Source organism: Sulfurospirillum diekertiae (genome assembly GCF_002309535.1).
In the GTDB taxonomy this organism is placed as follows: Bacteria; Campylobacterota; Campylobacteria; order Campylobacterales; family Sulfurospirillaceae; genus Sulfurospirillum; species Sulfurospirillum diekertiae.
Genome location: NZ_CP023275.1, coordinates 1,687,002 through 1,711,214 on the forward strand (window position 1 = coordinate 1,687,002; position 24,213 = coordinate 1,711,214).

Genomic DNA, 24,213 nt, shown 5'->3' on the forward strand with positions numbered 1-24,213 from the left:
TTAACTCCTTATATCAGTATTGTTTTCCATTCCTAACGTCCAGATTGCATAATTATAATCCATGACGATATTGGGAATAGCATGTAAATTCATTACTTTTTTATAGAAAAACTGCATAATAGTCTCGACCTCTTCATAGGAGAGCACCTTGGTAATGCCTCCCGTTAAAACAATCGTTTTTAGAAGTTCTAACTGCAGTGTTATATACAAAGGATGCAGTCTTGAAACTTTGTAAAGTACCAAAAAGATGGAGAGTTGCATCAAAATACGTAAAGCCTTCTCACTCTCCTCTTCCAAGATATTCTCTGTCACATTCAGATACGCTAACAACTCATACACAAATTCATTGTTTTTCGCTGCAAAAATAAGCGTTTCGCGTGACTTAAAGACACCCAATTTTTTAAAAACCAAACGATCATAACCACTTTCACTCACAATGTTATCGCGCACTAAATCGCGACTGTAATGGATATCTGTCGTAGCACCTCCAATATCCACCACAATGAAGGGATTGACCACTTCAAAATTTGCATCAATGAATGGTAAAGAGCGATTGACAATGTACGGCGTTGAATAGATTTGATTCGCCGTAATTTCATAGAGATGTTTGATGTCTTCTTTACCCACAATGTCCGCTTGATAAAGATTTGTCAAGTACTCTTTCAGCTCACCACCGTTTACATGTAATTTATCAGTAATGATATTTCCAAGCACTTTTAGCTGAGGAATTTGTTTGCTTAGCAATGACGCATCTTGTTTAGTACCCACATAGACAATATTGCTATACTGCACATTTTGGAGGTAATCAAATAGTTTTTCATCAAACACGTTGCCAATACCATCAATTCCACCGACAATAATAACCACATCAATGAGTTCACTAGGTGCCTTACTCTCTTCAATTTTACTGTACAAAATCGTATCGATGATGTTAATGCCTGAATTAAACGCTATATTTTTGGCAAACTTCAAACTAAAAGAATTAGTCAGCCCAATAATCAGCGTGCTTAACCCGCCATTTGCCGAAGAACAGATAAAAATATCCTCTTTTGTATAATTTGCAAAAATATTGCCGCATTTGGTGATCAAATCATCATAGATATCTTTCTTAAAATCCCTAAAATACTGACTGATTCCGCTTTCTTGGCAGACTTTAAAGTAGGTACTTCCTACATCGATCAGAAGTTTACTCATAGCATTGCCCCTATATCGTGAATAATTTTATTGATGACTTCGGTTTTGCTCTCAGGCAGATTTACTTTTGATTTTTCATAGGCAAAACAGCGATCAGGTAGTGGAAGTTTGCCTTTTTCAATAATGCGAATATTGCCAGACTCATCACGAATCGTTATGACTTCATTGTGATTGATAATGTGCGGTGAGAAAGGGACATCAATCAAACCATTTTTAATCGTATTGAACACTTTGCGCCACAACGTATCGGCAGGGTCGTTAAAAACCGCGTCCATGATAGCTCGCACTTCTAGTTCCAAGTTCTCTTCTTCTTCTGCGTCATGTACGACGGGCAGTCCTTTAAGCGTGCGAAGCGTGTATTTGGTATTGGCAACCGATTGGGCGTTGCACTGCATAGTGGGAATGCCAAAAGCTTCATCACGAGTTTTGATGATGATTTTATCGGCTCGTACCATCGCAGCGATGACCGTATTGGTATTGATCAGTGAGTCAGAGAGGTTTTTATCACGTGGAAACGCACCCATCCATTGATGATAAACAAGGTTGATGATAGCATCACTTCCACCAAACATATCGGCATATTCACGTGCCAGTTTTTTCAAAACATGCGACGTAACAATATCTTGCATCATTGAGCCATTTTGAGAAAAACTGACTGAAAAAGATTTCACACCTTCTTCAATAGAGAGAAGCATCTCGATGAGCTGAATGACGATGACAATACACGGCGGAACGAGTGTCGCAGTCAACGGTCCAAAGGATTCGCGGTTTATGGGCTCATTGAGCGTTGAGTACAACGCGCATACTTTATCGACATATTTCCAGTATAAAAAGGCTTTATCAAGAGGGAAATTTTTGGAATACGGGAGCATATAGGTAATCGGACCACCTTCGATTTCAAAAATGCCTGAAGCCAATGCCGTTTCCACCAAAAGCCTCGCATCGGGTGTTCCATGGCGAAGGCTGACAGGTTTATTAAAATGGGTCATCATTTTACGTGTGGTACGATAGCCGTGATTGACTAGCGGATAACCGTTGAGCATATCCATCTCGTTTTCTTCCGAAAGAGTGAGCATCTTTTGTGCCATCGCGTAGTCATTAAGTCTCGTGTTACTATCGATGGTAAGCGGCAGAACATCGATGTCCGCTTTCATAAATTCTTCATAGAGTTCAAACATCTTTTTATAGGTCGGAAAACCGCCACGAGGTTGAACCAAAAGACGGTCACGTTTTTTAAAATGATGGGAAATAAACATCTCTTTGTTCGCATTGCGAATAAAATCTTCAATCTCATCAAAATCAAAATTATCGGCATACTCGTTACGAGTGATGACATCGCGCTCTTTTTGGAGTAAACTCATGCGCGCTCCTTTACAAATCGCTCGATTTCATCAAGTCCCGTATTGAGATCAATTTGATGAAAGACAAGGTCAAACCCATACGATTTATATTTGGGAATAATGTCGCTTTGAGCAGCTTCACCCACCGCTAAATTGCCACCGATCACAAAAACAACCTCTTTGAGATCATATTCGGAGCGCAAAAATTGCAAGTCACGACACCACCCCTCCGCTTCGCCATTAAGGGAAGAGATCAGTAGAATATCTGCATCTGTTTCAACAACAGCGTCAATAAACTCTTCCAAAGAGGTATTGACCCCTAGGTTAAACACCTCAAAACCTCTCGCTTGCAATGATATATCGATGAGTCTGTTTGCGACCACATGGATGTCATTACCCACTACACCTGTAACTACTTTCATGGACTGACCTAAAAATTTAATAATGTTGCATTCTATCTTAACCTTTGTAAAGGTATAATTAACACAAATTTTCTAAAGTGGGTCCATGTCAAAAAAAGCCTTTTTGTTTCTTATTCTTCTCGTTATGAGCTTACAGAGCTTGTTAGTTGCCTGTGGAGGAAGTTGTTTGGAGTGTCATTCTAAGCTTAGACCTTACATCAACGACCAAAATCATGCCATTTTAAATGAATGCATCACCTGTCACAATCAGCCATCAAAAAATGGTCAATGCGGCAGAGATTGTTTTGATTGCCATTCACAAGAGAAAGTCTATGCTCAAAAAGATGTGAATGCCCATCAAGAGCTCAAAACCTGTGGAACATGTCATAAGGAAAAAGTGGATTTTACCACACCTAAACAATCGATTATTTCCAATCAACAAAATTTAATACACCTATTTAAATAAACAAGGAGTCACTATGAAATTTTACACGGCAGATCTTTGCGATAAATTTCCAGAATACACCCAAGTGCTTGAACCTATTATGAAATCGTACGGTGGTGCTAAGCGTATGATGGGGCAAATTGTTACGGTCAAACTTTCAGGCAGTAACAAAACACTCATTGAACTACTTAAAAGCGAAGGTTATGGCCAAATTGCTGTGGTAGATGTTGATGCAAACTATACAGCCGTTGTCGGGGACAACCTTATGAAATTTGCTTATGAAAATAATTGGGCTGGAATTGTGATCAACGGTTATGTGCGTGATACTAAAAATACCAAAGAGATTGACGTAGGACTTTTTGCCCTCGGAACCTGTCCCAAAAAGACGATGGAAGTAAGTGAAGGATTTTTACATGTAACGGTAAATTTCGGGGGAATTAGCTTTAACGAAGGCGATTATCTTTATGCAGATCGTGATGGTATTATTGTGAGTTCTCTGCCTTTGGAGATGTAACCAAACATTTTTGCATTATCTTTTTCCACTCCACATCAAAGTGTTTGTTTATGTAAGCTTTGGTGTGAGGGACACTGCATGCTGAACAATCTAAATGGCTCACATTTTCATATACAAACACCCCACTTTTTTTGGAATGAATTGAACATTGACTTTTACATGTAATGTTTTTTTCGACACTCAATCCTTCATCATTAAAGCGAAAATTCGGACAAGCACATAAATAACAATTGAGTTCTTTAAGAGGATGACATTTTTGTTTGGTAGCATACAAAAGGCAAAAATCAGGTTCTTTTTCAACCATATTATCGAAAAGAAAATAATCAATTATCATCTCTTTTGTATACTTTTGTGCACCCAATTTTTGAACAATGCGATGATGTTTGTTAGCATGTGTTTCAAACCACTCTAAATAACTCATAAAATTTGCATTTCCTTTCAAAAATTGGCATCTAACTTAATGATTTTATTGTAAAATTCCGACAAAGGAATGATATGAAAAAATTATTGATTATTTTAGCACTTATTTCGAGACTCATTGCCGAAGATTCAAGCGACTTAGATGAAATAAAAGAAGAAGATATCCCAAAAATTCTTTCCATTATCAAAGATGGCACGAAAGAACATCTGCCTATGATGTTAGATGACTACACAACCCTCGTAGACATTGTCAGTGTCAACAATGCCATTGAATACCGAAACCGCATCAATTCCGCTAATGAACACGTCAAAACAATTCTGAAAGCCGATAAAGGCACACTCATTAAAACAACCTTTGACAACAATAAAAGTTATTTATGTAGCGATTATGAGACACGCTCATTGCTCAAAAAAGGGGCTGTTTTTATCTATGTTTTTTACGATATGAATAACGCAGAACTGTTTAAATTTTCGATTCAAGAAAAAGACTGTCAGTAACTTCTTACATGTAAAAAGATTTACATGTAAGAAGTGTTGAATTTTAGTGTTGTTGGATAACGATTTCACCATTTTTTGCATCAATGACGATGTTTTCGCCCTCGTGCAACTTCTCTTCCAAAATCAGTTCCGCCAGTTTATCTTCCACGAGTTCATACAGAGCACGTTTAAGTGGACGTGCACCATACACAGGATCAAACCCAGCTTCTGCTATCAAAGCTTTTGCCGCAACGGTAAGTTCTGCTTTAATCTCTTTGGCAGCCAGTTTGGTTTCAATGTCTTTGAACATAATAGTTACGATCTCACGTAATCCATCTTCGGTTAAAGGATTGAAGATAATAATGTCATCCAAACGGTTCAAAAACTCAGGTTTAAAGTGTGTACGAAGCTCCTTCATGACCTCTTCGGTACGTTTTTCGCCCTCATATGCCATGATTTTATCGCTAGCAATGTTAGACGTGAGTATGATAATCGTGTTTTTAAAATCAACCGTAATGCCTTTATTGTCCGTCAAACGACCTTCATCCAGTACTTGGAGCAAAATATTAAAGACATCAGGATGTGCTTTTTCAATTTCATCAAACAGCACAACACTGTATGGTTTTCGACGCACCGCTTCGGTCAGTTGTCCACCTTCGTCGTACCCAACATAGCCTGGAGGCGCACCGACCAAACGACTGACAGAATGTTTTTCCATGTATTCGCTCATATCAAAACGAATCAATGCTTTTGTCGTATCGAACAAAAAGTTAGCAAGCGCTTTAGCACTTTGCGTCTTACCCACACCCGTTGGTCCTAAAAAGAGGAAGCTACCGATCGGTTTATTTTGCTCACTGAGCCCCGCTTTGTTACGCTTAATTGCTCGACCGATTGCATGAATGGCCGCATCTTGTCCGACAACCTCTTTTTTAAGATGTTCTTCCACCGCTAACACTTTGGCTTTTTCGCCTTGGAGCATTTTGTTCACCGGAATGCCTGTCCATTTGCTCACGATAGTTGCGATCATCTCTTCATCCACACTGTTTTTCAAAAGTGTGCCGCTCTCCACCATCTTTTCCCATCTAGCTTTTAGTTCTTCTTCTTGTTTAAGAAGCTCAGGCAATTTGCCATACTCAATTTCAGCAGCTTTGTTAAAATCGCTGTTCTTTTTAGCATTTTCGGCTTCACGACGCAATGCTTCGGATTTTGTTTTAATGGAAGCAATATCATTAAAGACATTTTTTTCCGTTTCAAATTGAACTTCAAGCGCATTGCGTTTTTCTTTGGCATCGCCTAGCTCTTTTTCAATCATCCCAATGCGTTCTTCATTCTTTTTATTTTTTTCCATCAAAAGCGCTTCTTTTTCAACCATCAACGTGCTTATCAGCCGTTTAATACGACTCAATTCCGTGGGTTCACTCTCAATTTGCATTTTAAGCTCTGCGGCTGCTTCATCAATAAGATCAATTGCTTTATCCGGTAAATAACGGTCACTAATGTAACGAGAACTAAGCTTTGCCGCTGCCACAAGCGCTGAGTCCATAATCGTGACGTGATGGTGCGCTTCAAGACTCTCTTTAATGCCCCGTAAAATTTGAAGTGCTTCGTTAATGCTAGGTTCATTGACCGTAACAGGTTGAAAACGACGTTGCAAAGCCACATCTTTTTCAAAATATTTACGGTACTCTTTGAGTGTTGTAGCACCAATCGTATGAAGCTCACCACGCGCTAGAGCTGGTTTTAAAATATTGGCAGCATCCATACTGCCTTCACTCGCCCCTGCTCCCACAATCGTATGAATCTCATCGATAAATAAAATGATATTGCCGCTTTTCTTCACTTCATCAATAACCGCTTTAAGTCTGTCTTCAAACTCACCACGATACTTTGCACCTGCAATGAGCGCGCTCATATCTAAAGCAATCACGCTTTTATTTTGAAGACTAAGAGGCACATCGTTATGCGAAATTTTTAGTGCCAACCCTTCTGCAATCGCTGTTTTACCCGTTCCTGGTTCCCCAATTAAAATTGGGTTATTTTTGGTTTTACGAATTAAAATTTGCATCATTCGATGGATCTCTTCATCACGCCCAATCACAGGATTGAGTTTGCCCTCAGCGGCAAGTTTTGTTAAATTAATACCATATTTATCAAGCGATTCCAAATTTTCATCGCTACTTTGTTTGTCAATCTTTTTACCACCACGCAGTGCTTCAAGATTTTTCTTAAACTGTAAAAGATCAAGATATTTTCCTAAAATCTTTTTGAGTGGATCACTGTCGATGTTTGCAAGTAACCATGTATCCACGGAAAGATAACTGTCGCCTTTTTGTTTCATTAAACCTTCGGCTTTTTGTAATGTTTCAACAAGACTGCGAGAAATTGAGATGCTTTCCTTTGTTACATGGGATGCTGTTGGAAGTTTTTGAACTTCGCTCTTTACTTCAAGTTCTATAGCACTCTTATCAATATTCATTTTATTGAAAACCTGATTGAGAATAGAAGCTGAATTCGTAATGAGCCCCCACGTTACATGTAAAGGGGTTGCTTCAGAATTTTTTGAATGCAGTGCAAGGCTAATAGCACTCTCGATTGCTTCTCGCATTTGATTGGTGAGTTGTTCAAAAAGTGAGTCCATTAAGTACCTCCTAAGGTGTTATTGTATTTCTATAATTTTACAACTTTAGTCTATTGATGTCAAGTTTATTTAGTAATAGAGCATTACTTTTGTTTCACTACGACTATAATTTAAAGCCTAAAACTACTGAAAATATTTATAATTGCATCCGTGCATTCATACAAAATTTAGGGAAACTCCACTATAATCTTCACCACAAATAATATGCATATCATGCTAGGAGCATACACACGCTATGAAACACTTACCATTTGCTACCGTTGGCTTTTTTGCCACGTTTTTGGGTATTGCCACCCTGTTTTCTTCAACTCTCTTTGCGGCTGACAATGCTGAAGGCGAAAAAAGTCGTCTTGCCTCTTTAGCAAAGTTTACACGCGTTGTAGCGACGATTGAAAAATATTATGTTGATGACATCAAAATTGATGACATTATTAAAAAGTCTATTGAAGGGCTTTTAACAAACCTAGATGCGCACTCCTCTTACCTCGATGAAAAACATTTTAAAGACCTTAAAATCCAAACCGATGGCGAATTTGGTGGACTTGGAATCACCGTGGGTCAAAAAGATGGTGCACTGACCGTTATTGCCCCAATGGAAGGCACACCTGCAGATAAAGCTGGTGTAAAAGCGGGGGATATCATCCTCAAAATCAATAAACAAGCAACCCTCAATATGACCATTGATGAAGCCGTCAATATTATGCGTGGTAAACCCGGTACGGGCATTGAGCTTACATTAGTACGTGAAGGTGAGAGCAAACCTCTTACAATTGCTATTGTTCGTGACATCATTAAAATCGAATCAGTCTATTCTAAAACAATTGAAAATGAAAATATTCTCTATGTACGTGTTGTAAACTTTGACAAAAATATTGTAGGTGACGTACAAGACGCCTTGAATAAAAACAAAAACACTAAAGGTATTATTCTTGATCTTAGAAACAATCCTGGCGGACTTTTAAATCAGGCCGTAGGTCTTGTAGATCTTTTTGTTGATGACGGAATTATTGTTTCACAAAAAGGTCGTGTAGAATCAGAAAATGCAGAGTATCGCGCTACCAAAGCAGGTAGCAATACCAAAACTCCTCTTGTTGTTCTCGTCAACGGCGGTAGTGCTAGTGCAAGTGAAATTGTAAGTGGATCCCTTCAAGATCATAAACGTGCCATCATTATTGGTGAAAAAACTTTTGGTAAAGGAAGTGTTCAAGCTGTGCTTCCTGTCGTTGATAATGAAGCAATTCGTTTAACCATTGCTCGTTATTACCTACCAAGTGGTCGTACAATCCAAGCAGAAGGTGTTATTCCAGATATTACTGTTTATCCTGGTGATGTACCACATAAAAGCAATGAGCAGTCCCTTAAAGAAAAAGATCTTAAAAAACATTTAGAGAGTGAACTTAAAAAAGTAGATGACAATAAAACGGCAGAGACAAAAGAGAAACCAAAAACCAAAACAAAAGATCAAACGAAAGCAGATAAAGAGATCGTAAGTCAAGAAAATCTTTTCAAAGACCTACAACTAAAAAGTGCTGTTGATACCATCAAAGTACTTTCTATCAAAAAATAATTGAGGAGCAATCGGTGAATAAAGGTGAAATGTTATACGAAGGTAAAGGTAAAAAACTTTTTTTAACAGATGATGAAAATCTTTTAATTTCAGAGTTTAAAGATGATTTGACAGCATTTAATGCAGAGAAAAGAGGCAATGAAGCAGGAAAAGGCGCACTAAATTGTAAAATTAGTACACAACTGTTTCACCTTCTTGAAAAACACGGAATTAAAACACACTTGGTCAAAACACTGAATGATACAGAGCAACTGATTAAAAGAGTTAAAATTATTCCTATTGAAGTCGTTGTTAGAAATATAGCGACAGGCTCTTTAGCAAAACGTCTTGCGATTAAAGATGGTACGGTACTTCCTTTTACACTCGTAGAATTTTATTATAAAGATGATGCGCTTGGTGACCCTATCATTAATGATGAGCACTGTTTACTGCTTAATCTTGTCAAGAGTGAATCAGACCTTGAAGAGCTCAAACGCCTTGGTCGCGAAATCAACTCTATTATGAAAAGCTTTTTCGCTGAGCGTAAGCTCAAACTCGTTGATTTTAAAGTTGAATTTGGTGTTGATAAAGATGGTAACATCCTTCTTTCTGATGAAATCAGCCCTGATAGCTGCCGTTTCTGGGATATGGATACCAATGAAAAACTAGATAAAGACAGATTTAGACAAGGGATAGGTGATGTAAAAGTTGCTTACGAAGAGGTCTTGAAACGTATCTTGTCGCACTAAAATCAAAGGAAAAAATATACTATGAAAGTTATTGTCAATATTCAACTCAAGAACGGCGTTTTAGACCCACAAGGTAAAGCAGTTCATCATGCACTCTCTTCTTTAAAATTCGATGAAGTAAATGATGTACGTATAGGAAAACAGATCATTCTTGATATTGAACAAAGTGATAAGGCAAGTGCTGAAAAGAGAGTCAAAATTATGTGCGATGAGCTTTTAGCCAATACCGTTATTGAAGACTATACGATTGAGTTCCCAACATGCTAGTTGCTGTTGCCGTATTTCCAGGAACAAACTGTGAAATCGATACTAAATATGCTTTTGAAAAACTAGGGCAAGATGTTGTCCTTGTTTTCCATAAAGAAGAAAAGCTACCGGAGGGAACTGATTTAGTTGTTCTTCCCGGTGGTTTTAGTTATGGCGATTACTTAAGAAGTGCTGCTATTGCTAAATTTTCTCCTATTATGAAAGCTGTTATTGAGTTTGCAAATAACGGCGGCAAAGTCCTTGGCATTTGCAATGGTTTTCAAATGCTTGTAGAAGCACGCTTACTTCCAGGTGCTATGAAGCGTAATGAGAATGTTCATTTCATCTCACAGTTTCATCATCTCAAAGTAGTAAACAATGATAATACTTTTCTACGTCAATGCAAAATAGGTGAACTTTTAAATGTTCCCATTGCTCATGGTGAAGGTAGCTTTTACATTGATGAAGCAGGACTCAAAGAACTTTATGATAACCACCAAGTTCTTCTTACCTATTGTGATGAAAAAGGAAATGTACAAAATCCAAATGGCTCTGTGGATTCCATTGCTGGCATTTGTAATAAAGCTAAAAATGTTTTTGGACTTATGCCTCATCCAGAGCGTGCGATTGAGCAGATACTTGGTTCTGACGATGGTGTCAAAATGCTTAATGGTTTTATAAATTAAATTAATGAAAAAAATCTTAACACTCTTTGTACTCTCTTTTACGTTATTTTTCTCTTCATTATTGGCGGAAGAGAGTACATTTTCAGGACAAGCTAAATCCCTTTTTCTCACAATCGAAGAGATTCCTCAAAAAGTTTATGTAGGACAAGTTTTCCCTATTAAAATTAAAGCTATTGTCGCAAATAATAAAATTGATGCGATGAATACAACATTTTTAGGTGCATCAGGTGTTGATGTTATCAACCCACAAAATCCTTGGGAACGCTCTGTTGATAACACCTATTACAATACCTTTTATTTCAAAATAAACTCTAAAACGGCTATTATGCCACGCCTCAATGTTGCTTTGATTCAACAGCAAGAACCCGTTGAAAGTGAAGCACTTGCATTAACACTGCCTTCCCAGCTTATTCAACTCAAAATGGATCCTTTTTTCAGCAATGTCATTGCACAAAGCTTAACCATCAACAAATACAAAACGACAACTTTTGATGGTAAAAATGTCATTGTTGTTCTCGAAATCGAGACAACAGGGGCTAACTTAAAGGACTTTAAACTCAGCGGTATTGCAAAAAGTGGCATTGATTCTTTTTCAGAAACAGGCACAAGCCAAAAAATCTACTACTATGCTATCGTTCCAAATTATCAAAAAAGCTTTGATTTTACCTATTTTGACTTGCCAACAAATAAATTTAATAAAATCACTCTCCCAATGGTGATAGAAAGTGATGAAGTCAGTACCCAACTAGGACTTAACCCCAAAGAGAGTATTTTTGAGTTTTATAAAAGTGTTGCGTATGGCGCACTCTCCTTTATTTTCTTTATTGTTTTAATCAAACGTCGAAAATGGTACTATTTGATCATTTCTCTCGTATTTTTGGGACTCTATTTCTTTGACCAAAATCCTCTCAATAACGTTAAACTTAAGAATAATAGTAGCGTTATGATTCTTCCAACAGAAAGATCAACAGTCTTTTTTACAAGCAGCAAAATCTTAGATGTTGAAAAATTAGGAGAGCGAGAAAATTACATTAAAATCTTACTTCCTGATGGAAAAATTGGATGGACAACGCGTGAAAATATTAGCAAAAATTAGAGGCTTTTATGTGATGATAGAATTTGTCATCACCGTTCTTATGATCATTATTTTAATGTATGCTTTTCGTAACCATACACACGCAATAAGACGTACATGGGGACGATTACAAACCTTTTTAATGGGCTTTAGCATCAAACAAATAGGTGAAGCATCGCCGTTGACCACACTTTTAGTCATGAACCATCAAAGCCTTGTCGATATTGTCGCTCTTGAAACTATTTATCCTAAAAATCTTTGTTGGATTGCAAAAAAAGAGATTGAAGACATTCCCCTTTTTGGGCATATTATTCCTGCACCGCGTATGATTTCCATTGACCGTAGTGATAAACGCTCTATCATCAAAATGATTAAAGAGGGAAAAGAGCGCATCAGTGAAGGACGTGTTCTTGCCATGTTTCCTGAAGGTACACGCGGACATGGAGATAAGCTTCTAAAGTTCCAAAGTGGCGCGAAAGTTTTGGCTGAAAAATTAGACTTGATTGTACAGCCTACCATCATTGTGGGAGCTCGACATATTCTTGATTCCAAAAGCCTTGATGCCCATGGCGGTGCGGTTAAGGTGATCTATCTTGACCCAATTAATCCTAAAGAGGATGAACAGTGGTTTGAGAAAATGTACCATGCAATGGAAGAGAGATTAGCTCTCGAATTGGCTTCTTAATATCAACGTTTAAAAGCCACAAAAGTGGCTTTTAAACTCTTACATTTTTGCTAAAATTACGCAATTTTTTGGATTTATCAAAAAACTTTTTTACATGTAAAGCTCTTTGATAAATCCAAATTACACACATCACAAAGGATAGATTATGTCAAAACATCAATTTCAAACCGAAGTCACTCAGCTTTTAGACCTGATGATTCACTCCCTCTACTCCAACAAAGAGATTTTTTTACGTGAGCTTGTTTCCAATGCTTCTGATGCACTTGATAAACTGAGTTACCTCACATTAACGGATGAAAAATATAAAGCACTTTCCTACATACCACGCATTGATATTGCGATCAATAAAGAAGCTAAAACACTCACTATCAGCGACAGCGGTATCGGTATGAACCAAGAAGAGTTGGTCGAAAATCTTGGTACCATTGCAAAAAGTGGAACCAAATCATTCTTAGCAAATCTCAGCGGCGACAAAAAGAAAGATTCAAGCCTCATTGGTCAATTTGGTGTTGGCTTTTACTCAGCGTTTATGGTTGCCAACAAAATTGAAGTGGTAAGCCGTAAAGCAGGCGAAGACAAAGCGTACATGTGGAGTTCTATGGCAGGCGCGGATTACGAAATCACCGAAATTGCAAAAGAAGGTCATGGAACATCGATTACCCTTTATCTTAAAGACGATGAAGATGAATTTTTAGAGTTTTACCGCATTCAAGAGGTCATCAAAAAATACTCCAACCACATTCAATTCCCTATTTTTATGGATAAAGAAGTCAAAGAGTATGACGATGAAGGCAAAGAAAAAAGCACCGAGATCAAAAACGAGCAAATCAACAAAGCCAGTGCACTTTGGACGGTAGCCAAAAGCCAAATCAAACCTGAAGAGTATAAAGATTTTTACAAACAAATCTCTCACGATAGCACCGATCCGCTTCTTTGGAGCCACACCAAAGCAGAAGGTACCTTGGAGTACACCACTCTCTTCTACATTCCTTCAACACCGCCAATGGATTTGTTTAGAATGGACTATAAACCAGGTGTTAAACTCTACGTTAAACGTGTGTTTATTACCGATGATGAAAAAGAGTTGCTTCCAACCTACCTTCGCTTTGTCAAAGGTATCATCGATGCGGAAGACTTGCCACTTAATGTCAGCCGTGAGATTTTACAGCAAAACAAAGTCTTAGAGACCATCAAAAAAGCTTCTGTTAAAAAGATTTTGAGTGAACTCAAATCTCTCAAAGAAAAAGATGCAGAAAAATACCTAGAGTTCTATAAAAACTTCGGTCGCGTCATTAAAGAGGGACTTTACAATGACTGGGACAATAAAGAAGCACTTTTAGAGCTTGTTCTGTTCAAATCGTCTAAACGCGATGGATTAGTGAGTCTTAAAGAGTATAAAGAGGCGATGAAAGAGGATCAAAAAAGTATTTATTACATCACCGGTGAAAATGAGCGCATCCTTCGTAACTCTCCACTCATTGAGCAGTTTAAAGCCAAAGATATTGAAGTATTACTTCTTGATGAAGAAGTCGATGCTATCGTCTTCCCAATGGTCGGAGAATACGATAAAACTCCGATAAAACCCGTCAATAACTCAGACATCGACGAAGAGATCAAAGAAGACAAAGCCAAAGTTGAAGAAGACGAGAAAACCTACAAAGAGATTTTGGTCAAAATGAAAGAAATCCTCAAAGATGATGCGAAAGATGTCAAAATCTCTAGCCGTTTGAGTGACTCTCCTTCATGCCTTGTGTACGACAAAAATGACCCCGATTTCCAAATGCAACAGATGCTCAAACAGATGGGACAAGACAATCTCCCAACCGTAAAACCTATCTTAGAGATTAACCCTGAGCATGAAATTTTCAAAAAATTAAGTGCAAAATCTGATCTGCTAGAGCTTAATGATGTCGCTTTCTTACTTCTTGACCAAGCTAAACTTCAAGAAGGCATGAAGATCGACGATACCGCAGCCTTTGCTAAAAGACTTAACCGTTTTATCGCTAAAGCACTTTAAAAATAGTTTTACATGTAAGGATTTTTCCTTACATGTAAAAGAGAACTGCCTTACCTTTCTAAGCTACATCAAATCTCCATTTTCATAAAATGCCACACACGACTTTTAATGTTTGTAACATGCGGACAGAGAATACAAAAAGTTAAAAGTTTAGCCCGTCTTATCATGTTCATTTATTTAAGTATATCAGACTGTTTTGTATATAATGTTCGTTGAATAAATAGTTAAACACACAAGGGCAAAGTTTGAATGAAATTTGAATTACGAACAAATGCAAAATACTTTACTGATGAAGAATTACTTGATGATTTAAAACGAGTCGCAGGCTTGTTGGGAAAAGACAAAATTACTCAAACAGACTATGCACAATATGGAAATTTCAATAAGGGTACATTTCAAAATAGATTTGGTTCTTGGAATAAAGCTTTAGATGCGGCTAATTTGAAAGTTTCCATTGAACAAAACATTCCAGATGAAAAGCTATTTGAAAATCTTGAAATTATTTGGCGTACTCTTGGAAGACAACCAAAATATAGTGAAATAACAAAGCCTTTATCTCTATATTCTACCAAACCTTATGATTCGAGATTTGGAGGTTGGATGAATGCCTGTAAAGCTTTTATTGAATACAAAGAAAATGATATTGAATTTGTTAAATTGATACAAGAAAAACCCAAAAAGACAAGATACATAAATGAAAAAGTCAGATTAAAAATTCTTAAAAGAGATAATTATAGATGCATAAAATGTGGCAGAAGCCCTGCAACTCATCTTGGGATTGCTTTACATATTGACCATATCAAGCCATTTTCAAAAGGCGGAGATAATAGTGAAGAAAATTTGCAAACTCTCTGTGATAAATGTAACTTAGGAAAAGGGAATGACGAGAGTGTTTAACAAATCAGAAGGGAAAAGGGGGCTAAACTTTTAACTTTTTACATGTAAAGTGTGATTGCCCTCACCGCTTCAGGGTATGCGTGAGCGTACTTTTGAATACTCGTTCCAAAACTCTCCAACATATCTTTGGCTCTTATAAAAAGCGCCGTATCATCCTCTATTTTGGCTAATTCAAAAAGATTTTTTATCATGGTAGAAAGCGGGCTTTTGTAGCTGTTGTCTTCCAAGACGGCTTTGGCACGAAACGCTTTGTCGGAGAGAAACCACGTGCCTTCTTTGTAGAACTTATGTTCAGCTTCATGGCTTAGTTTTTTTGCCAACTCTACGTAACGAGCCTCTTTTGTATGTGCATGACCGCGCAATAAACTTTCAATCACAAAAGCATAATCTTCCAGCAACGCTTCCACTTTCAAACTACCGCCTAAAACCATTTGGTGGTACAAAACACCGTTTACATGTAAAGTCTTGAGAAGCGTGTCTAGCACATTTTTCGCTTTTTCAGTCTTGCCTGCTTCAAAAAGAGCCGTAACCATCAAAGCATTCCACGCGGTCAAAATTTTCGTGTCAATAAACGGATACGCCACCTTTTGACGCTCCTCCTTTAAAATCGCAATCGCTTCATCCAAACGTGCAGGTTTCTCGTTACATGTAAGCGTAGGATTGGTGCTCTGGTGCTCAAAATTACCAAATTTGGTGATACCAAAATAGTCCATCACGGCTTTTGCTTCAACCTCATTCAACCCTCCGTTTAACAGAGCCTCTTTAGCCTCAGCAAACCCAAAAACAAAGTATTTGCCCTCTTCTACTTCACTGTCCGCATCGCTGGCACTAAGGTACAAACCTTCTTTTAAAAATCGCTCATCCATTGCTTCGATGGTTGTGTCAATCACCTCTTGAAAGAAAGGTTTTTGCGTGATTTTAAACACTTTAGCATAGACTTCGATGAGTTCAGCATTGGTGTAAAGCATCTTTTCAAAATGAGGAATTACCCAGCTCTCATCGACACTGTAACGGTAAAAGCCACCTTCGATTTGGTCATTTATACCACCTCGTGCCATCGCATTTAAGGCATCTTCGCTCATGTACAACGCTTCTAGATTACCTGTTTTGTGATAAATATCTAAAAGGGCATTCCACGTCGAAGCATGGGGAAACTTCGGAGCACTGCCAATGCCTTTGGAAACCTCGTCATAGCTCGCCTTTACTTTGCTCACAAACGTTTCAATGACCGTGTCCGTATGAATGCTCTCCTTTTGCTCAAAACTGCGCTCGTAATGCTTGATGGCCGCTTCGATGCTTTGCGCACTCTTTTGAATTTCTGCTAAATCATCGTCAAATTTGCCTTTGATAAAACTCGTAAGCTCCCGAAATCCCATACGCCCATGAGCACTTTGTGGCGGCAGATACGTTCCTGCAAAAATGACTTGCTGTGAGGGAGTCATAATAATGCTGAGCGGCCATCCACCCGAGCGCTGGGTGAGCAGATAATGCACATCTTGGTAGTATTTATCAAGGTCTGGCATCTCTTCACGGTCCACTTTGATGCTCACATAAGAGTCATTGAGCACTTTAGCACTCACTTCATCTTCAAACGTCTCTCGCTCCATCACATGACACCAATGACAAGTACTGTACCCGATGGAGAGAAAAATCAGCTTGTTCTCTTTTTTGGCTTTGGCAAGCGCTTTATCGCTCCACGCCATCCAGTTTACAGGATTGTGCGCGTGTTGAAGAAGGTAAGGAGAATCCTCGTGGATCAGCTCATTGGTATACATCGTACGACCTAAGGCTTATAGGCTATAGGAGTATAACCTTTGCGCATTAAAGATTTAATACCGCCTTTAAGATTGACCACTTTGTAACCTTGCTTTGAAAGAAGCTCAGTCACAGCCGCACTTCGGCTACCCGTTCTGCAAATCACAGCAAACTCTTTATCTTTGCTCACATACTTATCAAGCTCTTTCATGAAACTATCTGCGTCATAACGTCCTTGCTCATCAAAAAAAGTGAGCGGGATAGCATCTTTAACCATTCCAGTCTCTTTCCATTCTGGCATGGTTCGAATATCAATGATTTTAATACCACTTTTAACAACCTCTTCGCTTACATCAACATGGCGTAATTCCGCAAATAAAAAGGTTGTAAAAAGGGCTATAAGCAGTAAGATTTTGGACATAAAAAACTCCTCTCTTTTTAGGAGTTATTTTATCTCTTTTAAGTTAGCAGAACTTTAAAATTTATAGGCTTTTTCATAACCTTTGAAAAGATAAAGAGTGTGCTTAGAGTGCGTTAATTTTTAAAACTCAAAATAGAGTCATAGCCAAAGCTATGGCGATGTTTTTAGTTTTGAAAAGTGATGTGCTATGAGTGATACTCTTTTTTCAATAGGTTATGCAAAAGGCTATTAATGTACCATTCCCGCTTCAACTAAAAAAGGTGAATGGGTGTAGCTGATTTTTTTGATCTTGTCGTATTTGGCATAGGAGAGAATGAGCATGTCTTTTGCCCGTGTGGTTGCCACATAAAAGAGGCGACGCTCTTCTTCTAAGCTTCCACCCTTTTGCATCAATTTTCGGTTAGGAAAACGCCCGTCCATAAGGTCGATGACATACACCTCTTTAAACTCCAACCCTTTACTCGCATGAATACTGAGTAAATTAACCCCTTCACCTTCACTCATTTCATTACTTCCAAGCGTCAGCGCATTTAAAAAACGTTCACTCGAAGCGTAACCACTCGCCAAATCTTTCAGCAAATGCCCTTTTCGAAAGATGCGTGCACGTGCTTCTGCTTTGAGTTTTTCATCAATGGTTCCATCTTTTTTAATCGTGCGCTTAATAGCTAAAACTTCAGCAATCGCACTAAAGACTTCAGAACTTAAGACATGGTTGATAAGGCTTTGCGGTGTTTTAATACGTGTCGCATGTTTCATAAACTTATAAAACTGGTGTAGAAACTTCGCACCATCAGTGGTCAACTTTGGATGTTTCAAAATAGGATTGGAGAGAAAAAGCTCTTCAAAGCCAAAATTGTAAAAGCGACTGACACTCCCTAAATCAATAATGTCATCAAAAAGTCCTAATTGATGGTTTTTAGCCCGTTTTTTAAAAATGTCTTCCACATCCTCTCTGGGATTGAAAAAACCTTGGTAGATATTGCCATTACCCAGTTTAAAAAGTCCATCAAAAAGCTCTTTGGAAAGCGAACTTCCCACACCTCTGGCGTATTCAAAACTATGAATAAACGCCATCATATCTTTAGGATTAACGACCACGCCAACAAGATCGAGCATCGCTTTGACTTCGGCTGAGTCAAAAAAGCTGATCCCACCTTTTCGCTTACAAGCAATGCCCTGCTCACGTAGAGTGGCTTCAATACCATCGGCAGTAGAGTTATTGCGAAAAATAACGGCAATGTCGGCAGGTGCATGCGTAGAATGCTTAATGAGCGTTGATATCGCCTGATACTGGGAAAAAAGCTCATCATAGATTAAAAGTTTTGGTGCTTCAAATGTACCATCACGCGTTACTTCAAGCCTTTTTTCATATAACCTTGGATTTTTTTCAATGACACGGTTAGCTAAGGAAAGAATTTTATGGGATGATCGGTAATTTTTATTGAGCGTAAATACATTGGCATTGGGATAGCGCGTGGCAAAAGAGCCGATGATGTCAATATTGGCGCCATTAAACGCGTAAATACTCTGATCATAATCTCCCACACAAAAGAGGGATTTAGAGTGAAAAGCATCAATCAACGAGCCCTGCAACGTGTTGGTATCTTGGTACTCATCAATGAGCACTTCATCAAAATTAAGCGCATCGGTAGCCTTGAGCGTATCTCGCATCAAAATCAAAAGATCGTTAAAATCGACATATCCAAATTCACGCTTAAGTGCTTGAAACTCTTCAAAAATATCTTCGTAAATATCAAAAAAAAGTCCGTGTTCGCTGTCATTTGACTCAAGCCATTCCGTAAAGCTCTGTGTCACGGTACTGTTTTGATAAAGCGAAAAAAGATCATACAAATACGCTGCACTGTACGCCTTTGCACTTGAGTCAATATGGTCAAAACGGCGTCTATCGTGAATACTTTTGAGTAAGATTTTGAGATCTTTAGGCTGTTTGAGGACGATATTGCGTCCCAATTTTTTTAAAAGGCGGTAACTCACCGCATGAAACGTGCCTGATTCGATTTGAGAAGTAATCGTTTTATCGAAGAAAACACCCACGCGCTCAAGCATTTCAGCAGCAGCTTTATTGGTAAAAGTAAGCAGTAAGATTTTAGAGGGGTGTGTGCCATGATTGAGAAGGTGAGCAATCCTCGCGACAATGGTCGAAGTTTTGCCCGTTCCGGCACTGGCAATAATAAGATTATATCCTGAGGGTGCTGTTGCGGCACTTCTTTGCTCAGCATTAAGTCGACTAAGAGGCATTAGATTCCTAGAGTAAAAAAATTAGAGGAGGGATTTTAGTCCAAAACACCCTAAAATAAAGTAAAGCCTTATAGGTACCAATGACGCTTAACCAACTTACCATCTTTATTTTCGTCGATATAAACCTTTTTTGGATCATCATCTGAGAGCCATAATAAGTAGTTCATCTCCGGTGTTGTGATTTCAACACGTTTATCAACGATTTCATAATTACCTTTAGAAAGCTGTTCAAAGACTATTGAGAGGACATGATTGGTTCGTGGGAGTTTGAGTTCTTTGAGATTAATATTGTCGTGCATAAATTGATAAATAAGTTTTTTTTGAAGCACCAATGTCGCAAAATAAGAGCCACTCTCGCGGTATTCTTTCGTGCTAACAAGATTTTTGCTGATATTTCCAAGAGGATTGATTGAATCAACTCTTGAACAGGCATCACCAATGGCAACAAGGATTTGCTCATTTTTATCATTTTTCAGAATAAAAGCATTGCCTTCATTGCATACTTTATCAAAATTTTTAGCCTCATAATCTCTTAAAACATCGTTATAAGAGTATGCGTAGATGTAACTCCAAAAGACACCCAATAATGCAAAAACGACTCTCATTCTTGTCCTTTGTAAAAATTTAGAAGTTCTTGTGCTTCTTTAGAATTAATATAGCCTAAAAAAAGTTCTAAAGACCTTATGGCTTCTGCTCTATCTCCCAGATAAAATTTTGCCTTTGCATACAAAATCCAGGGTAGATCAGAGTGTGAGTCACGTTTGCTTGCCTCTTTAGTCCAAAGTATAACTTCACTATACGATTTGCGTTCAAAATAAAAATGTGCCAAAGCATACGCATTAGAAAAATTTTGTTCCGCTTGAAATACCTTTATCAAATGCTGTTCTTCATTCAACGATCTCTTGGCTTCTTCTAGCTCAGCAGAAGGTAATTTAGTCTTGTCCTTATACACATGTGGTGCTAAAAAAAGTGTCTCTGATGAAGTCTTCATTTGTGATATCGGTATAACCTCTACCCTTGGTGTTGTCGTCTCATTGATATCAGAAAGAAGGGGGATAGACACATTAATTTCAGGAACCGATGTATTTGTTGTTTCATTTATCCCTTGATGGGTATGATTCAACCAATAATAAATACCAAACGCACCTAAAAATAAAAAGGCAAGGGAAGAAACTAAACGAATGATACGTATTTTTTTAAGTCTTGCACAACGTTTTTCTAACTCTTCAAAACGACTACTTGTCATCAATGAGTCCTATATCTAATGCTGCCATCGTTAAAAGACAGCTGTTAAGTTTTCGGTATTTTGATAAGCTTTTTTTCTGTGCATAATCAAGAAGCTTCATGAGCGTATAGAGAAATTTTTTAATTGTACGAAAGTTTCCTTTGGCATAACGCGCAATGACTTTCGCCTCATGTTTAGAAAACATGAGGGCAATATCACCATGCATATGCCCCATAAGCAATGTTTGAATATAACGCAGTATCTCATTTTCCTCGAGATTACCATATTCAATGACAAGCTTCGTACGTGTTTTAAATTGCTTTTTATTCAGTAAAATGATACCTTCGTCTTTGTGCATAGCCAGTACAAATTGAAACAGTTTTGTGTCACTTAAAATACGAATAAACTCAAATTGATCATTATTTAGCAGTTGCGCTTCATCAATAAAAATCGTGCACAACGTCCCTACATAAGCTTCAAATAGATCATCTAAAAATTCGCCTTGACTTTTATTTTTATCAAAGTTCATGCCTCGCGCTTCATAAAGCTCTTTATAGAGATCACGTGGATCAAAAAAAGGGTGCTCTATCAAAACAGTAGTCGTTTTAAGTGCTGTTGCATGGTGCATGACTCGCATGATATGACTTTTCCCAACACCAGGATCACCAATAATAAACATAAGGGGAATAGCAGGATTGCCAATGGCTTCTTGGAGTTTATTGCGAGCAATTTCAGCACTGATACTATCAAAATACAACGAAGGATCAACCGTGTCTTTAAAAAACTCTTTTGCAGCTTCAAAATCTTTCATCTAGAAATTAACCGCTTTTTCCTCAGGAATGAGAGATCTTTTAGGAAGAGGAGGTGCTAGATTGAGCTGTGGTTGGGATTGATATTGCTGTTTGGGTGCACTGTTTTGTTGCTGTTGCTGTTGGAAAACACCCTCTTTTTTGATGGCATCAACGATTTCTTGTGTGGTTGGATTGGTTTTAACAGTCAACTCTTGAATATACACAGAATCAATCACTAAATTATGGGTTTTTTTGGCATAAGTAATCAGTGTAGATTTTAAAAGCTCTTTTCCACGAGAAGTCACAAGGTCTTCTGCAAAATAACTGCCTATAACAATATTGAGGGCGTCAACAACTTTATGCTCATTTTTTTTGACATCAGTGCCTTCAAAAACTAAACCAACGGTTACTTCAACAGGCTTTTTATCGGCTTTTGCAAAAACATTGGTTTTGAAATGCTCCAACACCAATGTTTCTGCGAAAAGGCTTACATGTAAAAGTAAAATTGCTGTTAAAAGACGTTTCATACGACCCTTTTTTTAGACTGATGTATCGAGCACACTTCCGCCAAGCTCTTTGATTCTAGCATCAACTTTTTCCAGTGCTTTTTGCATTGTAGTATAACTAATTTCAGGTAATTTTTCACCCCAAAGCTTTTCGGCATCTGAAAAACCTAGGAGCATTCCAGAGCGTCCAGCTTGAAGTTTGGAAAGGTCAGTTCCTGCTCCATTAATGACAAAATCTGCAATGCGTGCGCTCGTTTGCGCAATGCCAAAAAAACCATCGTCCGCGACCAAGGCCTTAGCTTCATCTTGACTCAACTGCCCAATAGGCTTACCTTTGTACCCAATATCAGCCAGTGTAAACGTATCGGCTTGTGTCGTAAAAGTCGTTTTTGACTCAGAAGCCATTTGTGCCATGTAGTCTGCCAAGTAACTATCGGTAATCTGCTTACCTGTCGTCAGTTTTTTATCTTTAGCATTGATGTCTTGATTGCTTTGTGAGTAGGTTATCAAGCCTTTTGATTCATACGAAATTTCCAGATTCATGTTTGCCCCCTTAAACCTGTTTCTTTTACATGTAAATCGTCAAAATTCATCAAAAAGTGAATCGCTCTTGACCTCTTCTATTTTTAAAATATCTGATTTTTGATAGAACTCCCCTACTTTGGGTGAAACTTGCACACACCGTGTCAAATGCTCATAAAAACGTTGATAACCATAGTCCAACAAAAGCTGTTTAGGATAACGCGCTCTTGAAATCGCTACGTAAAACTGGCTTTTTTCAAAGATATTGTTGATGTTGCAGACCAGTGAGTCAATGCTCATGCCTTGGCTTTTATGAATCGTGATGGCATACGCCAGTTTGAGGGGGAACTGCTCGATGGAAACCAGTGGCTTTTCTTTAACTTCACCCTCCATCACCACATTTTCATGCAGCGTATACTCTTGACGCTCCACTTTAATGAGCTCTCCTGCTTTTTCCACAATAACCTCATTTTCATCAATCGCTTTGATGATTCCCCGCTCGCCATTGTAGTATTTACCCCATTTATTGGTGCAAAAAAGCACCTTAGCTCCGACTTTCAACGTCAAATCCACAGGAATGGGAAGCGCGTTTTTCCACCCCTCAATTTTATTTACATGTAAAGACTGTTCATGCACTTTTTCTTTGGCTTTAAGCACGATCGCCTCACTCTCAATCTGTGCCAATTTTTGAATGTTCAGCATCTCTGCTTCTTTGTTTCTGCCAAACAAAACGGTCGGGTCATCGTCCCACACACCGACATTAGCACGCAACGCTTCAAGGTACTCCACTGTTTCATTGTCAAGAATGCCTCGCCTGATTTTGCCAAGGTGTGCGAAAAAAAGCGCATCGTGTGTCCGTTTGGTGATGGTGAGTTCCACCACCACCGGTTCAAATGCATTCCAGGAACTGCTTTCAAACGCGTACTCAAAACCACTCCATAGGCTGTTCTCTTTGCCTTTGGAAACAGGTGGTAGTTGGAAAAAATCGCCAACAAACAAAACACTTCCCTCAAAATTGGCATTACGAAGACGGTAATAGATCATATCAAGCAGATCAGCCGAAACCATGCTGATCTCGTCAATGACCAAAAGATCGCACCTCGTGAGCACTTTTTTAATTTCAACGAGTCTTGCTTTGGAGTAACGGTCGTGGCGGGTGAGCTCATCAAGATGGTTACAGATGCCAAAGGCAAAAAAACTGTGCAAGGTTTGACCACCGACATTGACCGCACTCACGCCTGTGCTACCTAAAACAACGACTTGTTTGCCTACTTTTCGTAGTTCCGTAACGATTTCACCCACCAGATAGCTTTTGCCAACTCCTGCACCACCCGTGAGAAGGACATTGTCTTTTTTTAAGATATCGATGAGTTTTTGTGCTAAGTTCAAAGAGGCTTCCTAAGT

The 24,213-nt window shown here is 38.3% G+C and carries 25 protein-coding genes; 11 read left to right on the top strand and 14 right to left on the bottom strand.

Annotated elements, in window-relative coordinates:
- Genes SJPD1_RS08740 through glmS form a run of 3 tightly spaced genes read right to left on the bottom strand, consistent with a single transcriptional unit; the run spans position 1 to position 2,956 of the window.
- On the bottom strand, positions 1-1,194 hold the full coding sequence (locus SJPD1_RS08740; protein ID WP_096046809.1) for a glutamate mutase L: 1,194 nt from the start codon (positions 1,192-1,194) through the stop codon (positions 1-3).
- The gene (locus tag SJPD1_RS08745) at positions 1,191-2,555 is read right to left on the bottom strand and encodes a methylaspartate mutase (RefSeq protein ID WP_096046810.1); all 1,365 of its coding nucleotides are present in this window, start codon (positions 2,553-2,555) and stop codon (positions 1,191-1,193) included. Before SJPD1_RS08745 ends, SJPD1_RS08740 begins: the two co-directional genes overlap by 4 nt.
- Positions 2,552-2,956 (bottom strand): methylaspartate mutase subunit S, encoded by a 405-nt coding sequence (gene glmS, locus SJPD1_RS08750; protein WP_096046811.1) that lies wholly within the window; start codon positions 2,954-2,956, stop codon positions 2,552-2,554. Before glmS ends, SJPD1_RS08745 begins: the two co-directional genes overlap by 4 nt.
- Positions 2,957-3,041: 85 nt before the next feature.
- Between glmS and SJPD1_RS08755 the strand changes: the two genes are divergently transcribed.
- Together SJPD1_RS08755 and rraA are read left to right on the top strand one after the other, a co-directional pair.
- Positions 3,042-3,401, top strand: a complete 360-nt coding sequence (locus SJPD1_RS08755; protein ID WP_096046812.1) for a hypothetical protein — start codon at positions 3,042-3,044, stop codon at positions 3,399-3,401.
- A 13-nt stretch (positions 3,402-3,414) separates the two neighbouring features.
- Positions 3,415-3,894 (top strand): ribonuclease E activity regulator RraA, encoded by a 480-nt coding sequence (gene rraA / locus SJPD1_RS08760; RefSeq protein WP_096046813.1) that lies wholly within the window; start codon positions 3,415-3,417, stop codon positions 3,892-3,894.
- Here rraA and SJPD1_RS08765 read toward each other — a convergent pair.
- Positions 3,863-4,315, bottom strand: coding sequence for a hypothetical protein (locus SJPD1_RS08765; RefSeq protein ID WP_096046814.1), 453 nt, complete (start codon positions 4,313-4,315; stop codon positions 3,863-3,865). The genes rraA and SJPD1_RS08765 overlap by 32 nt on opposite strands.
- A gap of 74 nt (positions 4,316-4,389) precedes the next feature.
- On the opposite strand from SJPD1_RS08765, the gene SJPD1_RS08770 reads away from it, so the two are divergent.
- Positions 4,390-4,812, top strand: a complete 423-nt coding sequence (locus SJPD1_RS08770) for a hypothetical protein (protein ID WP_096046815.1) — start codon at positions 4,390-4,392, stop codon at positions 4,810-4,812.
- A 43-nt stretch (positions 4,813-4,855) separates the two neighbouring features.
- Here the strand turns inward: SJPD1_RS08770 and SJPD1_RS08775 are convergent, their stop codons facing one another.
- Positions 4,856-7,429, bottom strand: a complete 2,574-nt coding sequence (locus SJPD1_RS08775) for an ATP-dependent Clp protease ATP-binding subunit (RefSeq protein WP_096046816.1) — start codon at positions 7,427-7,429, stop codon at positions 4,856-4,858.
- A gap of 235 nt (positions 7,430-7,664) precedes the next feature.
- Here SJPD1_RS08775 and SJPD1_RS08780 point away from each other — a divergent pair, with 235 nt between their 5' ends.
- The 8 genes from SJPD1_RS08780 (at position 7,665) to SJPD1_RS08815 (ending at position 15,330) form a co-directional block, all read left to right on the top strand.
- Positions 7,665-8,996 (top strand): S41 family peptidase, encoded by a 1,332-nt coding sequence (locus SJPD1_RS08780; protein ID WP_096046817.1) that lies wholly within the window; start codon positions 7,665-7,667, stop codon positions 8,994-8,996.
- Positions 8,997-9,010: 14 nt separating this feature from the next.
- Positions 9,011-9,724 (top strand): phosphoribosylaminoimidazolesuccinocarboxamide synthase, encoded by a 714-nt coding sequence (purC, locus tag SJPD1_RS08785; protein ID WP_096046818.1) that lies wholly within the window; start codon positions 9,011-9,013, stop codon positions 9,722-9,724.
- A gap of 21 nt (positions 9,725-9,745) precedes the next feature.
- On the top strand, positions 9,746-9,991 hold the full coding sequence (gene purS / locus SJPD1_RS08790; protein WP_096046819.1) for a phosphoribosylformylglycinamidine synthase subunit PurS: 246 nt from the start codon (positions 9,746-9,748) through the stop codon (positions 9,989-9,991).
- Positions 9,985-10,656 carry a phosphoribosylformylglycinamidine synthase subunit PurQ gene (purQ, locus tag SJPD1_RS08795; RefSeq protein ID WP_096046820.1) on the top strand — a complete coding sequence of 224 codons (672 nt, stop codon included), beginning with the start codon at positions 9,985-9,987 and terminating at the stop codon, positions 10,654-10,656. Before purS ends, purQ begins: the two co-directional genes overlap by 7 nt.
- 4 nt (positions 10,657-10,660) lie before the next feature.
- On the top strand, positions 10,661-11,752 hold the full coding sequence (locus SJPD1_RS08800; RefSeq protein ID WP_096046821.1) for a hypothetical protein: 1,092 nt from the start codon (positions 10,661-10,663) through the stop codon (positions 11,750-11,752).
- Positions 11,730-12,416 (top strand): lysophospholipid acyltransferase family protein, encoded by a 687-nt coding sequence (locus SJPD1_RS08805; RefSeq protein ID WP_226372177.1) that lies wholly within the window; start codon positions 11,730-11,732, stop codon positions 12,414-12,416. Before SJPD1_RS08800 ends, SJPD1_RS08805 begins: the two co-directional genes overlap by 23 nt.
- Positions 12,417-12,561: 145 nt before the next feature.
- Complete coding sequence (gene htpG / locus SJPD1_RS08810) at positions 12,562-14,433, top strand: molecular chaperone HtpG (RefSeq protein ID WP_096046823.1); 1,872 nt, start codon at positions 12,562-12,564, stop codon at positions 14,431-14,433.
- Between the two features lie 249 nt (positions 14,434-14,682).
- Positions 14,683-15,330 (top strand): homing endonuclease associated repeat-containing protein, encoded by a 648-nt coding sequence (locus SJPD1_RS08815; protein ID WP_096046824.1) that lies wholly within the window; start codon positions 14,683-14,685, stop codon positions 15,328-15,330.
- Positions 15,331-15,368: 38 nt separating this feature from the next.
- On the opposite strand, the gene SJPD1_RS08820 is transcribed toward SJPD1_RS08815, so the two are convergent.
- The 9 genes from SJPD1_RS08820 to SJPD1_RS08860 all read right to left on the bottom strand — a co-directional run bounded on the left by SJPD1_RS08820 (position 15,369) and on the right by SJPD1_RS08860 (position 24,198).
- Positions 15,369-17,105 (bottom strand): thioredoxin domain-containing protein, encoded by a 1,737-nt coding sequence (locus SJPD1_RS08820; RefSeq protein WP_096046825.1) that lies wholly within the window; start codon positions 17,103-17,105, stop codon positions 15,369-15,371.
- 8 nt (positions 17,106-17,113) lie between these two features.
- Positions 17,114-17,506, bottom strand: a complete 393-nt coding sequence (locus SJPD1_RS08825; protein ID WP_096046826.1) for a rhodanese-like domain-containing protein — start codon at positions 17,504-17,506, stop codon at positions 17,114-17,116.
- Between the two features lie 228 nt (positions 17,507-17,734).
- Positions 17,735-19,765 (bottom strand): ATP-dependent helicase, encoded by a 2,031-nt coding sequence (locus SJPD1_RS08830; RefSeq protein WP_096046827.1) that lies wholly within the window; start codon positions 19,763-19,765, stop codon positions 17,735-17,737.
- A 68-nt stretch (positions 19,766-19,833) separates the two neighbouring features.
- Positions 19,834-20,370, bottom strand: a complete 537-nt coding sequence (locus tag SJPD1_RS08835; protein ID WP_096046828.1) for a hypothetical protein — start codon at positions 20,368-20,370, stop codon at positions 19,834-19,836.
- On the bottom strand, positions 20,367-21,011 hold the full coding sequence (locus tag SJPD1_RS08840) for a CDC27 family protein (protein ID WP_096046829.1): 645 nt from the start codon (positions 21,009-21,011) through the stop codon (positions 20,367-20,369). Before SJPD1_RS08840 ends, SJPD1_RS08835 begins: the two co-directional genes overlap by 4 nt.
- Positions 21,001-21,801: an ATP-binding protein gene (locus tag SJPD1_RS08845; RefSeq protein WP_096046830.1), complete on the bottom strand. Its 801-nt coding sequence runs from the start codon at positions 21,799-21,801 to the stop codon at positions 21,001-21,003. The genes SJPD1_RS08840 and SJPD1_RS08845 overlap by 11 nt, the downstream gene beginning before the upstream one ends.
- Complete coding sequence (locus tag SJPD1_RS08850) at positions 21,802-22,308, bottom strand: flagellar basal body-associated FliL family protein (RefSeq protein ID WP_096046831.1); 507 nt, start codon at positions 22,306-22,308, stop codon at positions 21,802-21,804. It lies immediately after the preceding gene.
- Positions 22,309-22,320: 12 nt separating this feature from the next.
- The gene (locus tag SJPD1_RS08855; protein ID WP_096046832.1) at positions 22,321-22,830 is read right to left on the bottom strand and encodes a hydrogenase; all 510 of its coding nucleotides are present in this window, start codon (positions 22,828-22,830) and stop codon (positions 22,321-22,323) included.
- Positions 22,831-22,869: 39 nt separating this feature from the next.
- Positions 22,870-24,198 carry an ATP-dependent DNA helicase gene (locus tag SJPD1_RS08860; protein WP_096046833.1) on the bottom strand — a complete coding sequence of 443 codons (1,329 nt, stop codon included), beginning with the start codon at positions 24,196-24,198 and terminating at the stop codon, positions 22,870-22,872.
- Positions 24,199-24,213: the final 15 nt, after the last annotated feature.

Coding starts and splice junctions, on each gene's coding strand:
- SJPD1_RS08770 (WP_096046815.1), top strand. CDS start 4,390: ATGAAAAAATTATTGATTATTTTAGCACTTATTTCGAGACTCATTGCC.
- SJPD1_RS08775 (WP_096046816.1), bottom strand. CDS start 7,429: ATGGACTCACTTTTTGAACAACTCACCAATCAAATGCGAGAAGCAATC.
- glmS (WP_096046811.1), bottom strand. CDS start 2,956: ATGAAAGTAGTTACAGGTGTAGTGGGTAATGACATCCATGTGGTCGCA.
- SJPD1_RS08845 (WP_096046830.1), bottom strand. CDS start 21,801: ATGAAAGATTTTGAAGCTGCAAAAGAGTTTTTTAAAGACACGGTTGAT.
- SJPD1_RS08765 (WP_096046814.1), bottom strand. CDS start 4,315: ATGAGTTATTTAGAGTGGTTTGAAACACATGCTAACAAACATCATCGC.
- htpG (WP_096046823.1), top strand. CDS start 12,562: ATGTCAAAACATCAATTTCAAACCGAAGTCACTCAGCTTTTAGACCTG.
- SJPD1_RS08755 (WP_096046812.1), top strand. CDS start 3,042: ATGTCAAAAAAAGCCTTTTTGTTTCTTATTCTTCTCGTTATGAGCTTA.
- SJPD1_RS08825 (WP_096046826.1), bottom strand. CDS start 17,506: ATGTCCAAAATCTTACTGCTTATAGCCCTTTTTACAACCTTTTTATTT.
- SJPD1_RS08780 (WP_096046817.1), top strand. CDS start 7,665: ATGAAACACTTACCATTTGCTACCGTTGGCTTTTTTGCCACGTTTTTG.
- purQ (WP_096046820.1), top strand. CDS start 9,985: ATGCTAGTTGCTGTTGCCGTATTTCCAGGAACAAACTGTGAAATCGAT.
- SJPD1_RS08850 (WP_096046831.1), bottom strand. CDS start 22,308: ATGAAACGTCTTTTAACAGCAATTTTACTTTTACATGTAAGCCTTTTC.
- rraA (WP_096046813.1), top strand. CDS start 3,415: ATGAAATTTTACACGGCAGATCTTTGCGATAAATTTCCAGAATACACC.
- SJPD1_RS08835 (WP_096046828.1), bottom strand. CDS start 20,370: ATGAGAGTCGTTTTTGCATTATTGGGTGTCTTTTGGAGTTACATCTAC.
- SJPD1_RS08800 (WP_096046821.1), top strand. CDS start 10,661: ATGAAAAAAATCTTAACACTCTTTGTACTCTCTTTTACGTTATTTTTC.
- SJPD1_RS08815 (WP_096046824.1), top strand. CDS start 14,683: ATGAAATTTGAATTACGAACAAATGCAAAATACTTTACTGATGAAGAA.
- SJPD1_RS08840 (WP_096046829.1), bottom strand. CDS start 21,011: ATGACAAGTAGTCGTTTTGAAGAGTTAGAAAAACGTTGTGCAAGACTT.
- SJPD1_RS08830 (WP_096046827.1), bottom strand. CDS start 19,765: ATGCCTCTTAGTCGACTTAATGCTGAGCAAAGAAGTGCCGCAACAGCA.
- SJPD1_RS08740 (WP_096046809.1), bottom strand. CDS start 1,194: ATGAGTAAACTTCTGATCGATGTAGGAAGTACCTACTTTAAAGTCTGC.
- SJPD1_RS08855 (WP_096046832.1), bottom strand. CDS start 22,830: ATGAATCTGGAAATTTCGTATGAATCAAAAGGCTTGATAACCTACTCA.
- SJPD1_RS08745 (WP_096046810.1), bottom strand. CDS start 2,555: ATGAGTTTACTCCAAAAAGAGCGCGATGTCATCACTCGTAACGAGTAT.
- purS (WP_096046819.1), top strand. CDS start 9,746: ATGAAAGTTATTGTCAATATTCAACTCAAGAACGGCGTTTTAGACCCA.
- SJPD1_RS08820 (WP_096046825.1), bottom strand. CDS start 17,105: ATGTATACCAATGAGCTGATCCACGAGGATTCTCCTTACCTTCTTCAA.